Raw genomic sequence first — 11,729 nt, 5'->3', positions numbered from 1 at the left:
GGTGGGTTCAAAGATGAAGTGCTACCGCCATCACCACGACAGCCGTTTTGGGGATTGATTTTATCGCTGCATTTGTGACGATGGATGCTGAATTTCTCCGCCAATCGTTCGTCAGGAACCCCGTATGAAACTCCAGTTGATCCGCAATGCTACGTTAAAGCTCGACTATTCCGGACGCACCGTTCTGGTTGATCCTTACCTGGCGCCGAAACACAGTCTTCCATCGTTTACCGGCCGGTCGCCCAATCCGATGGTGGAGCTTCCGGCCGGGATCGAGAATATTCTGGATGGCGTCGAGCTGGTGATTGTATCGCATCTGCATGACGACCATTTCGATAGCGTTGCCATGCAGCGCGTGCCGAAACATCTGTCGCTTTTCTGTCAGCCGGGCGATGAGGCAACGATCCGCGAGGCCGGGTTTACCAACGTGACGCCGTTGACCGGCAGTGCAACGTGGGAGGGCCTGACGCTGACGCGCCGCGAGGGCAGCCACGGCCTTGGGCCGGTGGTCGAACTGATGGGCTCGGTCATGGGGTTCAGCCTTGAGGCGGCGGGCGAGCCTTCGATCTACTGGGCTGGCGATACGGTGCTTTACCCGCCAGTGGCGGCGGTGATCGGCGACACCAAGCCGGATATCATCATTACCCACTCTTGCGGCGCGCGCTGGGATGGCGACCTCATTGTCATGGACGCCTTGGAGACGGTCGCGGTGTGCGAGGCCGCGCCGGACGCAATCGTCATCGCCACCCATATGGAAGCACTCGATCACACCACGATCACCCGCCAGGATCTGCGCCACGCCGCAACGGAACAGGGTATCGCGCCCTCGCGGCTTGTGATCCCAGCGGATGGCGAGACGGTGGTACTCGGCAGGCCTTGATCGGCCCGCCTCTCTCCTATCCTTTTAGTGCATCCTGTAGCCGCCATCGCAATAGCGGCTACACAGCTAGTTGCGTCTCACAGCGGCGTAACGTCGAACCCGAACCACTTTTCCGACAATGTCTTGATCGTGCCGTCAGCCTTGGCGGCCTCGATCGCGGCATTGAACATCGCCTTCAGTTCCGGGTCGGTCTTTCGCAGGCCGACCGAGCTGCCACGTCCGAGGAACCCGCCCTGGAAGCGCGGACCGGCCGTCGTCATGTCTTCGTTGCCGGGCTTTTCCGATGCCGTCGTCAGGTAGGCCATCGACGCCATGACAAGATCGACGCGGCCGGCGGCCAGATCGAGATCATGCTCCTCGGTCGTCTTGTATTCGCGAACCTCAACCACGCCCTTCAGATATTTGTCGACGAAAGAGGCGCCGGTCGACGCAATCTGCACGCCGATGATCTTGCCCTGAAGCTCAGGCTTGATCGTCTCAAGGATTTTCAGGGCGCCAGCTTCGTTGGAGGCCAGCGAGAAAACCTCCCCCTTCGATGGCATGGTGGCCAGCGGGCTTGATTTCAGCGTTGCGAATGCTTGGCCGGTTGAGCCGTAGGAATTGCTGAAGTCGATGACTTTCTCGCGCTTTTCGGTCGCCGACATGCCGGAAATGGTCGCATCGAATTTTCCTGCATTCAGCGCCGGGATCATGCCGTCGAAATTCTGGACGACAACTTCGCACTCCACCTTCATATGGGCGCAGAGATATTTCGTCAGCTCGATCTCATAACCGTCGAGCGTGCCGTCCGGCTTGGTGAAGTTGTAGGGCTTGAAGGCGCCTTCCGTGGCAATCGTCACATGCGTCCATTTCTTTTCTTCCGCATGCGCACCGGCCGATGCCAGCATCAGCGCCGAAAAGCAGGCCGCCTTGAAGATGGATCTGATGGTTTTCATTGTTGCATTCCCCTTTTTTTGATCGGTTGTTGGAAATATCGCGACGCTCATCCCTTGATGAACTGCCGGAAACGGTCGGATCTGGAGTTTTCGAAGACGTCCTTCGGGCTGCCGTCTTCCTCGACCAGCCCCTTGTGCAGGAATATCACCCGGCTGGAGACGTCGCGGGCGAAACCCATCTCGTGGGTGACGATCAGCATGGTGCGCCCCTCTTCGGCGAGCGACCGCATGACACGCAGCACCTCGCCGACAAGTTCGGGATCGAGCGCCGATGTCGGCTCGTCGAACAGCATGACGTCCGGCCGCATGGCCAGCGCACGGGCAATCGCCGCCCGCTGCTGCTGGCCGCCGGAGAGATGTGACGGATACTGATTGAGCTTGTCGGCAATGCCGACCTTGGCAAGCAGCGCTTCGGCTTCCTCGATGCACTCCCTGCGCGGCCTTTTCTGCACGTGCACCGGGGCTTCGATAATGTTCTCGAGAATGGTCTTGTGGGTCCACAGATTGAAGCTCTGGAACACCATGCCGAGCCTCGAGCGGACACGGTCCACCTGGGCGATATCGGCCGGTTTGCTTTTGCCGTGGCGCGCAGGCGCCATTTTGATTGTTTCGCTGCCGACTGTCACGCTGCCGGAATCCGGTGTTTCCAGCATGTTAATGCAGCGCAGGAAGGTCGATTTTCCAGAGCCGGAGGAACCCAGGATCGACACGACCTCGCCTTCCCTCGCGTCGAGCGAAATCCCCTTGAGGACCTCGATCGGCCCAAAACTCTTGTGAAGATCCTTGACGCTCAGCGCCGGCGGCTCCACCGCGGACAAGGGAAGGTTCATCGCGCATCTCCTGCAATAGCCATTTGGGCGGCGTTTTCCGGTTGCCGCAAATGCGGGCTGAGCTTGAATTCGACCAACTGGACCAGGCGCGTCAGAAGGAAATTGATCGCCAGGTAGATGAAGCCCGCCACTACGAACACTTCGATGGCGCGGTAGGTCTCGGAGATGATCCGGGCAGCAACGCCGGTGACTTCCATGATCGTGATGATGGAAGCGAGCGACGTCGCCTTGATCATCGAGATCATCTCGTTGCCGTAACCGGGCAGCGCCTGGCGGATCGCCAGAGGCAGGACGATACGGCGGAAGACCATCAATCGCGGCATGCCGCAGGCGCGCGCCGCCTCAACCTGTCCATGCGGTACCGACAGCAGCCCACCGCGGATGATTTCGCTGGCATAGGCGGCGGTATTGAGGCTGAGCGCCATCACCGCGCACCAGTAGGCGTCGCGCAGGACAGGCCAGAAAATGCTGTGGCGGACGGCGGGAAATTGGCTGAGGCCATAATAGATCAGGAAGATCTGGACGAGCAGCGGCGTTCCACGAAAGACGAAGACATAGGCCCGGGCGAACCAGTCGAGAACCAGAATGCCCGAGGTGCGCGCAAGCGCGAGAGCCAGCGCCAATATGGCACCAAGGGCAATTGCGGTGGCAGCAAGCGACAAGGTCAGCGGCAAGGCCGAAACGAGGCTGACAAACGTTTCCTGTGTAAATTCCCAATCCATCAGCCTCTCCTCACGCCGCGGCTGAAATGACGCTCTGCTTGCCGCATGGCGATGCTGGAGACAGTCGAGATGGCGAGATAGATCAGAGCGGCAATCAGGTAGAAGTCGAACGGCAGACCGGTTGAGCCGGCGCCGATCTGCGACTGGCGCAGAAGTTCGACCACGCCGGTGATGGAGACCAGGGCCGATTCCTTAAGGACGACCTGCCAGACATTGCCGAGACCCGGCAGCGCATGGCGCAAGGTAAGCGGTGCGATGATGCGCCGGAAGCGCAGCGAACGGGACATACCGAAGGCAATCGCCGCCTCGATCTCGCCGCGATGAACCGCCTTGAAAGCCCCGCGAAACACTTCCGTGTGCTGCGCGCCGGACGTGATGCCAACCGCAAGCGCGCCTGCGAGAAAACCGGGGAAGCTGATGAACCCGTCAGCGCCGAACAGCCTGCCGATCGAGGTGATCGCGGCACTTCCGCCGAAATAGAGCAGATAGATGACGAGAAGATCCGGGATACCGCGCAAGACGGTCGTATAGGCGTCGGCGGCAACACGCAGTGTCTTGCCGCCGGAAATCTTCGCCCAGGCGCCGAATGTGCCGATGATGGCACCGATCGTATAGCCGGACAGGGCAATCAGGATCGTCATCCAGGCGCCAGCCATCAGCGCCTTTGCCCAGCCGTCCGGACCAAAACTCAGCAGATCGAAAAATCCCGGCTGGGTCATGGCGCGGCCCTTGCGGAAAACTGGCAGGCGGCGCTGCCTTGAAGGATCGGCTTAATGGCCATTGTGGTTCTCCGGCAAAGGCGGCGAGACGTCGTCGGGAATCGGATTGACGAACGGGTTGCCGTCGAGGCGCTCCCGATGATCCGCCTTGGCAGCCTCGATCAGCGCCGGATTGGCGATCAGGTCAAGCGCTGTGCTCGCCATCACCTTGGCCGCGTATTCCATGCCCTTGTGTGCGGCCGGTAGTTTGCCTTGCGCCACCAGTTGCCAGGAATGGCCGGGTGTGCCGATGGCATAGGTTGCGCCGCGCATCTGCACCGTCGGGACGACCCAGCTGACGGTACCGACATCGGTCGAGCCGACGATCGAGCCGTCGCCGCTGCCGAGCGGATAGACCAGATCGCAAAGCGCCTGCCCCTTCTTCGGCTTGATGCCGAAGCGAGCATAGGATGCCGCAATGTCTTCCGGCGAGAATGTCCGCTGGAATTTCAATGCAGTATCGTTGTCTGTTGCATCAAAATCAGGTGGGCCGAGACGCTGGAGATTGGCATACATGCATTCCTCCAGCGGCCTATTGCCAACGAGATTGGCGTCGCCGCTAACGACTTCGCTGCGTACCGTCGTTTCGGTCATCAAGGCGGCGCCATCGGCAATTTTCTTGACGCGCTCGACAAGGCCAAGCAGCTCGCCCAGCGTCCGCGCCCGGATCAGGTAGCGTACCGTCGCGCGGGCCTGGACCACATTCGGCGCTGCTCCGCCCGCATCGGTGACGGCGTAATGAACCCGCGCTGACGAGGGCATATGCTCGCGCATGTAGTTGACGCCGACATTCATGAGTTCGACCGCGTCAAGGGCGCTGCGGCCAAGATGCGGCGTTGCAGAGGCATGCGATGCGCGGCCGCTGAAATGGAAATTCAGCTCGTTGCAGGCGAGCGATATCGGGTTGTTGACACCGGAAAATGCCGCCGGATGCCAGGAGATGGCAATATCGACGTCATCGAAAACCCCGGCCCGGACCATGAAACCCTTGGACGAGCCGCCCTCTTCGGCGGGGCAGCCATAATAGCGCACCCGGCCCTTCAGGCCGTTGGCTGCCAGAAAATCCTTGACCGCGGCGGCCGCCATCATCGAACCGGAACCCAGAAGGTTGTGACCGCAGCCATGGCCATTGCCGCCGGAGATGAGCGGCCGCTCCTCAGCGATCCCGGCTTCCTGGCTCAGGCCCGGCAAGGCATCGAACTCGCCAAGAATGGCAATCACCGGGCCGCCTTCGCCGGCTTCGCCCATGACGGCCGTGGGGAGACCCGCCACATTGCGTTCGACGCGGAAACCCTCCTGCGTCAGCAATCGCGCATGCTCCTCGCAGGCGGAAAATTCCTCATAGTTCGTTTCAGGCACATCCCAGACACGGTCACTGAGCGCGAAAAAGGCCTCACGTTTCGCTTCGACGAAATCCCAGACGGAATCGGAGTTTTTCATGGCGTTGGGGACTCGCTTGTCTTATAGTTACCAATATTGGCGCCAATTTATGATACAAAAATAAATTGCGCAACTGGCGCCGATGAATAATTTTAATCAGAGCCATCTGCGTGGCATTTGCCGAGACTCGGTTACAAGAAAAGCGCGGCTCAGGCATACGGCGCCGGTCCAGGACAACAGGAAGAATTCATGAGCGAAGTTCAAAGTGAAACGGCTGCCGGCCCCGAAGAGCGGGACGTGACGGAACTTGTGCTTCAAGACATCCTGACAGGTATGCTGCCTGCCGGCACCTGGCTGAAGCAGATCGACCTGGAGCGGCGATATGACTGCACAAGACCGGAAGTCCGCCGCGCGCTCGATCGCCTGTCACAGAAGCGGCTGGTTGCTCATGTGCCCAATCGCGGCTACCACGTTTACCAGCCGGACGACCGCAATGCGAGGGAAGTCGGTGATATCCGTGTCATTCTCGAGACCGCCGTTGCCGACATGATGGTCGCCAACGCAACCTCCGACAGCATCGCTACATTGCGCGGGCTTGCGAAATACTTCGACGAAATGACGCTGACGGGAACAATTCTGGAGCATTACGAGGCCAACCTGGCCTTTCATCGCGAATTGCTGCTGTTGGGCGGCAATCAGGCCCTGGTTGATCTGGTTTCGGAAATTCGCCAGCGCACATCGTCGGCCCCCGTTTCGCAATGGCGGACGCGCGCACGGATCGAAAAATCCGGCCGCGAACATCACATGATGATCGATGCACTCGAAGCCCGGAATGCGGAAGAACTGAAACGGCTCATCGCCCTGCATATCCGCCAACCGGCCGACACACCGAAATAAGCGGTCGTGATCGTACGCCCGCGGCGGCCCGGGTTGATCAGCGCCGGTTCGTTGTAGATAATCGGTAAGAATTTCAGGAAACACGACGGGGCGCATTTTGGAAACGGGTCACGACACGAGCCAACTCGAGATGGTCGTCCTGATGACGCCGGATATGGCCAATTTCAGCGGCAAGGTCCATGGCGGCGCGCTGCTCAATCTTCTCGACCGTGTCGCCTTCTCCTGCGCCTCACGCTTCTCGCAGGAATATGCCGTGACGCTGTCGGTCGATCAGGTTGTCTTCCGTCAGCCGATCCATGTCGGCGAACTGGTGACGTTTCGCGCTTCGATCAACTATGCCGGCCGCACATCGATGGAGGTCGGCATCCGGGTCGAGGCGGAAACCATCCGCACCGGTGAGCGACGGCATACCAACTCCTGCTATTTCACGATGGTTGCCGTCGATGCCGAGGGGCGCCCGACCAATGTGCCCGCCTATAGCCCAAAAACCGGCGTCGCCAAACGCCGTGAACGTGCTGCACAAGTAAGGCGCAGCCTCCGGCGCGAGTTCGAGGAACGTTTCAAGGCAGCTGGCACCGAGTCAGAAGAATGATGCCAACTGCGTCGAAACGTCATCAGGGCTGAGGTCAGGCCAGATCGTCCAGCGTATAGGCACGGATATAGTCGATCTTCATCTCCGAACCGTCGGGCAATCCGTTCGCAGGCGCGCCAGCCATGCCGCCGACCGCAAGATTGACCAGCATATACATCGGCTTGTGCATATCCGACGGTGTATCGGCACGCGCGACCGCGACATCATCGATGTACCAGACGATCTCCTCCTTCTGCCACAGGACGCCATAGGTGTGAAACCCTTGCGTATCGGAGACGCTGACGGCGGTGGCAACAGACGTTTTCTTCCCGGTTTCGTTCGAATGAACCGTCACATGCACGGTATTGGGATCCTGGCCACGCATTTCGACGACATCCAGTTCCGGCGGCCAGGAGCCGTCTTCCGGAAGCAGCCAGAAAGCCGGCCATACGCCTTTATCCTCCGGCATGTCGGCGCGGATTTCGAAATAACCATAGGTCTGCGAGAAGGAGGCGTGCGTCGTCAGCATGCCGGATGTGTAGTCGTACCCGCTGACCTCAGCGCTGATCGCGTCAGGCGTTTTCTCCGCCGTGATCGTCAGCACGCCGTCGCTGACGGAAAACGGATTGCTGGCGGATGTCGGCGCATAACGGGGATTGACGTACCATTGAAGTTCGCCATTGCCCGTCAACGTAGCGCCCTTCTCCGGAGCCCACCAGTATTTTGCCTCCCAGACACCCTGCGTCCCATTCATCAGCCGGAGCGTATTGAAATTGTCGCCGAATGTCTGCGTCAGGGCGGAACGGTCAAGGCTCAGTTCGAACTGGTTCGCACTCAGATCGGCCTTGGCCGTATCGGCAAACACCAGGCTCTCGCCATCGCCGAGATCAAGCCTGAGATGCGCGCCTTCCTGCGTCGCATGCGCGAGAACCTGATCAAAGGATGTCAGCGAATAGTCATTCAGCCGAACAATATCAGCGGCTTCGAAGTCCGTGATCAGGTCGCTGCCATTCCCCTTGGTGAAAATGAAGGTATCCGCGCCTGAACCGCCGGTAAGCACATCATTGCCGCCTCGGCCGTCCAGGGTCTGACGGCCGGAAGCACCCTTGATGATGTTGTCGCCGGCATTTCCGAAGGCATAGCGCAGATCGCCGGTGACGGTCAGGTTCTCGAAATTGTCCGGCAGGGTGTAGCTCATCCAGGTGCTGATCGTGTCGATCCCCTCACCTGCCGTCTCATAGACGCGGTTGATCGCCGAATAGAGGTAATAGATGTCGTCGCCCGTGCCGCCGGTCATCGTGACGTTGACGGCGCTGTCACCCCACATGGAATCGTTGCCCGCCGTTCCCTTCAGCGCCGGGCCGGAGCCGGTGGCGGAGAAAAAGCCGGTCGAGCTGTCGCTGTAGAACAGAGTTTGCCCAACGGCATTCAAAACGGTTTTGCGCATGATCGTCTCCTGTCTGGCCTGCTGGCAATTGCCTGCGGAAACATAAAACGAGAACGATGCCGCAGTGCACCCAAGCTACAGCAGGCCGCCGGATCCCCCCATCATCGATTGGGTAGAAGCGCACGATACCATCAAGCGACGTTAATAGGCAGACAAACCATCCCGTTCTGGATCAAGTGTGACCGATTTCGGAACAGCTACGCGGTTCAGGCTTTTCCCTTGTCGGGAATGCGTGAAAAGGCGGCAAGGACGGTGCGCTCCGATTGCAAAAGATAGGCCTCCAGCGCGATGGCAGCGTCCTGCATCTCGCCGGCATCGAGCTTTTCGACGATGGCGGCGTTCAGCTCGATATAGGGCGCGTGCAGAAGCTCGGGACTATCAAGAAGCCCGAAACTCAGGCGCAGTTCTGCAGCGATCTGAAGATAGAAAACGTTGAGGCGTTCGCTGTCGGCGAGATCGACGATCGCCGCATGGAAGACCATGTTGGCGCTGCCGACCGTGCCCCAATCGCTCCTGATGCTGGCTGCGCGCGCCTCTTCGACTGCAGCGCGCATGCGGCCGACTGCGGGATGCTTTGGGTAGGCCTGGGCCACCGCACGGCACTCGATAACGCGGCGCACCCGGTAGATATCGATGATCGAGGCCATGCTGGGAATGGCAACGAAGACGCCACGGTTCGGCTCATGCCGCAAAAGACCTTCCTTGGTCAAAAGCCGGAATGCTTCGCGCAGGGAATTGCGGGAAACCTGCAGATCGGCGCTCAACTTTACTTCCGACAGACGATGGCCGGGCTTGAGTTCGCCGGCGATCAACTTGTTGCGGATCGCTTCCGCCAGGCGGGGCGCGAGTGCGGATGTCATGTCCTGGTCAGTCATACATGTCTTTCATTCGAAGCAGTTAGCATCTCATGGTTGACCGATATCGTGGTTTTCTTCCCTTGGAAATGGGGTCTGGGGCGAACACATGGATAGGAGTATGCTTTGCGGCTCTCACGGTGCGTTTCCGTCATCCGGTTCTGTCCTCATCGACACCAAAACGGCGCCGCCCCACGTCGAAAACGAGCCCAAACAGCACGTCAGAGAAGCATATTTGCTCTCGCTTCAAATATGAAAGGCTCAACATTTCAACAGTATGATAGAACGATGAAATAATAATCGTTGAACAATATTGACAGAATTGTGAAATGCGGCAAGGTTGCGACTGTCAATAAAATTGATATGGGCCAACCCCGGTGAGTTTGCGGGCGCCTTAAATAACAGAGAGGGTTCATGGAACAGTCAGCTATCTCACCCAACAAAGCGGCAACGCCCGGCATGTCGGCCAAGTCGCGCCGCGCCGCACTCGTCGCAGCAATCTTTCTGATGGCGACATCCGCCATCGGCCCGGGTTTCATCACCCAGACAGCCACGTTCACAAGCAAGCTTGGCGCCGCTTTCGCTTTCGCGATCCTCGCGTCAATTCTCATCGATTTCATTGTGCAGCTGAATATCTGGCGGATCGTGACGCTCACCAAGATGCGCGCATCCGACATTGCCAATGCTGCCATCCCCGGTACCGGTTACCTGCTGGCCGTTCTCGTCATCGTCGGCGGCCTGTTCTTCAACATCGGCAATATCGGTGGCTCGGGCCTCGGCCTCAACGCCATGATCGGCCTTGATCCAAAATGGGGCGGCGCCATCAGCGCACTGATCGCCATCGGCATCTTCAGCTCGAAGCGCGCAGGCGTTGCCATCGACCGGCTGATCGTCGTTGCCGGCATCCTGATGATCCTGCTGACACTCTATGTCGCGATCGTCTCGGCTCCACCGGTCGGCGATGCGCTGTTCCAGACCTTCCTGCCCTCCACCATCGATTTCGCCACGATCACCACCATCGTCGGCGGCACGGTCGGCGGCTACATCACCTATTCCGGCGCTCATCGCCTGCTCGACAAGGGCACGGTCGGCATCGAGAACCTCGGCGCCGTCAATCAGGCAGCCTTGACCGGCATCGCCGTCACCGGCCTGATGCGCTACGTGCTGTTCCTTGCCATTCTCGGCGTGGTCGCCAGCGGTGTCGTCATCGATGTATCCGGCAAGGGCGCCAACCCGGCGGCGCAGGCCTTCCAGGCGGCCGCAGGCGAAACCGGATACCGCATCTTCGGTGCCGTTCTGTGGTTTGCCGCCATCACCTCGGTGATCGGCGCAGCCTATACCTCGGTATCGTTCATCACCGTCTTCAAGAAGGACATCAGCGAACGCGCCCGCAACATCGCGACCGTGATCTTCATCGCCGTCTCGCTGTTCTTCTACGTGATCATCACCACGCCTCCGGCGCAGATGCTGGTCTTCGTTGGCGGCCTCAACGGCCTGATCCTGCCTATCGGCCTGTCGATCTTCATCTACGCCGCCTGGGCACGGTCGGACCTCATGGCCGGCTACCGTTATCCGCGCTGGCTGCTGGTGCTCGGTGTCCTGGCTTGCGCGCTCACCTGGTACATGGGCTACAAGTCGATCGGCCCGATCTTCGCCCTGTTGTCGCCAGCCACCTGAGGAGGATAAACATGACTGCCATCGATCTGAACAGCGATCTCGGTGAAAGCTACGGCGCCTGGCGCATGGGCGACGACGAAACGATGCTCGCCATCGTTTCCAGCGCCAATGTCGCCTGCGGCTTCCATGCCGGCGACCCCGCCGGTATCTGGAAGACCGTCAAGGCCGCAGCTGAAAAGGGTGTTTCGATCGGTGCGCATGTCTCCTATCCCGATCGCGTCGGCTTCGGCCGGCGCGACATGGATGTGACCAGCGGCGAACTGATCGCCGACGTCATCTACCAGATCGGCGCCCTGAAGGGCATGGCCGCAGCCGCCGGCGTGACCGTCGGCTATGTCAAGCCGCATGGCGCCCTCTACAACCGCATCGCCCACGATACCAAGCAGGGACAGGCCGTGATCGATGCCATCAAGGCGATCGATCCCACACTCGTCCTGATGGGCCTCGCCAATGCCCCGATCCTCGCGCTGGCCCAAGAATCCGGCCTGAAGACGGTCGCCGAAGCCTTTGCCGATCGCGCCTATACGCCGGACGGACAGCTCGTGTCGCGCCGCGAGCAGGGTTCCGTGCTGCACGATACGCAACTGATCGCCCGCCGCATGCTGCAGCTTGCCCATGAAGGCACGCTGGAAGCAATCGACGGATCGACCATCAGAATTGACGCGCAGTCGATCTGCGTCCACGGCGACAGCCCAGGCGCCGTTGCCATTGCGCAGGAAATTCGCCGTGCCTTCGAGGCAGACGGCATCACCGTCCAGTCATTTCTGCCGGCCTGATC

12 protein-coding genes are annotated in these 11,729 nt (G+C 60.0%); 5 read left to right on the top strand and 7 right to left on the bottom strand.

From position 1 onward, the window contains the following. Positions 1-124 precede the first annotated feature (124 nt). Positions 125-880: an MBL fold metallo-hydrolase gene (locus ACSQ3J_RS26130; RefSeq protein ID WP_436040648.1), complete on the top strand. Its 756-nt coding sequence runs from the start codon at positions 125-127 to the stop codon at positions 878-880. A gap of 77 nt (positions 881-957) precedes the next feature. Here ACSQ3J_RS26130 and ACSQ3J_RS26125 read toward each other — a convergent pair whose 3' ends face one another. From ACSQ3J_RS26125 to ACSQ3J_RS26105, 5 genes are read right to left on the bottom strand one after another with little or no spacing between them, the layout of a single operon-like run. Next, the gene (locus tag ACSQ3J_RS26125; protein WP_436040647.1) at positions 958-1,815 is read right to left on the bottom strand and encodes a transporter substrate-binding domain-containing protein; all 858 of its coding nucleotides are present in this window, start codon (positions 1,813-1,815) and stop codon (positions 958-960) included. Positions 1,816-1,862: 47 nt separating this feature from the next. After that, on the bottom strand, positions 1,863-2,645 hold the full coding sequence (locus ACSQ3J_RS26120) for an ABC transporter ATP-binding protein (protein ID WP_060511361.1): 783 nt from the start codon (positions 2,643-2,645) through the stop codon (positions 1,863-1,865). Beyond that, positions 2,642-3,367 carry an ABC transporter permease gene (locus tag ACSQ3J_RS26115; protein WP_060503367.1) on the bottom strand — a complete coding sequence of 242 codons (726 nt, stop codon included), beginning with the start codon at positions 3,365-3,367 and terminating at the stop codon, positions 2,642-2,644. The genes ACSQ3J_RS26120 and ACSQ3J_RS26115 overlap by 4 nt, the downstream gene beginning before the upstream one ends. Then, positions 3,367-4,086, bottom strand: a complete 720-nt coding sequence (locus tag ACSQ3J_RS26110; protein ID WP_436040646.1) for an ABC transporter permease — start codon at positions 4,084-4,086, stop codon at positions 3,367-3,369. Before ACSQ3J_RS26110 ends, ACSQ3J_RS26115 begins: the two co-directional genes overlap by 1 nt. 51 nt (positions 4,087-4,137) lie before the next feature. Beyond that, on the bottom strand, positions 4,138-5,565 hold the full coding sequence (locus ACSQ3J_RS26105) for a M20 family metallopeptidase (protein ID WP_436040645.1): 1,428 nt from the start codon (positions 5,563-5,565) through the stop codon (positions 4,138-4,140). Positions 5,566-5,754: 189 nt separating this feature from the next. On the opposite strand from ACSQ3J_RS26105, the gene ACSQ3J_RS26100 reads away from it, so the two are divergent. Together ACSQ3J_RS26100 and ACSQ3J_RS26095 are read left to right on the top strand one after the other, a co-directional pair. Next, the gene (locus tag ACSQ3J_RS26100; RefSeq protein WP_436040644.1) at positions 5,755-6,402 is read left to right on the top strand and encodes a GntR family transcriptional regulator; all 648 of its coding nucleotides are present in this window, start codon (positions 5,755-5,757) and stop codon (positions 6,400-6,402) included. Between the two features lie 130 nt (positions 6,403-6,532). Continuing rightward, positions 6,533-6,994: an acyl-CoA thioesterase gene (locus ACSQ3J_RS26095; protein WP_060503371.1), complete on the top strand. Its 462-nt coding sequence runs from the start codon at positions 6,533-6,535 to the stop codon at positions 6,992-6,994. Positions 6,995-7,028: 34 nt separating this feature from the next. Here ACSQ3J_RS26095 and ACSQ3J_RS26090 read toward each other — a convergent pair whose 3' ends face one another. Further along, positions 7,029-8,420, bottom strand: coding sequence for a family 16 glycosylhydrolase (locus tag ACSQ3J_RS26090; RefSeq protein ID WP_436040643.1), 1,392 nt, complete (start codon positions 8,418-8,420; stop codon positions 7,029-7,031). Positions 8,421-8,626: 206 nt separating this feature from the next. After that, positions 8,627-9,295 carry a GntR family transcriptional regulator gene (locus tag ACSQ3J_RS26085; RefSeq protein WP_436040642.1) on the bottom strand — a complete coding sequence of 223 codons (669 nt, stop codon included), beginning with the start codon at positions 9,293-9,295 and terminating at the stop codon, positions 8,627-8,629. A gap of 393 nt (positions 9,296-9,688) precedes the next feature. Here ACSQ3J_RS26085 and ACSQ3J_RS26080 point away from each other — a divergent pair, with 393 nt between their 5' ends. Together ACSQ3J_RS26080 and ACSQ3J_RS26075 are read left to right on the top strand one after the other, a co-directional pair. Next, positions 9,689-10,951, top strand: a complete 1,263-nt coding sequence (locus ACSQ3J_RS26080) for an NRAMP family divalent metal transporter (protein ID WP_060511350.1) — start codon at positions 9,689-9,691, stop codon at positions 10,949-10,951. A gap of 11 nt (positions 10,952-10,962) precedes the next feature. Beyond that, complete coding sequence (locus ACSQ3J_RS26075; RefSeq protein ID WP_436040641.1) at positions 10,963-11,727, top strand: LamB/YcsF family protein; 765 nt, start codon at positions 10,963-10,965, stop codon at positions 11,725-11,727. Positions 11,728-11,729: the final 2 nt, after the last annotated feature.

This window comes from Rhizobium sp. LjRoot98 (genome assembly GCF_964252935.1).
Lineage (GTDB): Bacteria > Pseudomonadota > Alphaproteobacteria > Rhizobiales > Rhizobiaceae > Pararhizobium.
This window is presented reverse-complemented; position numbering and strand designations above follow the sequence as displayed.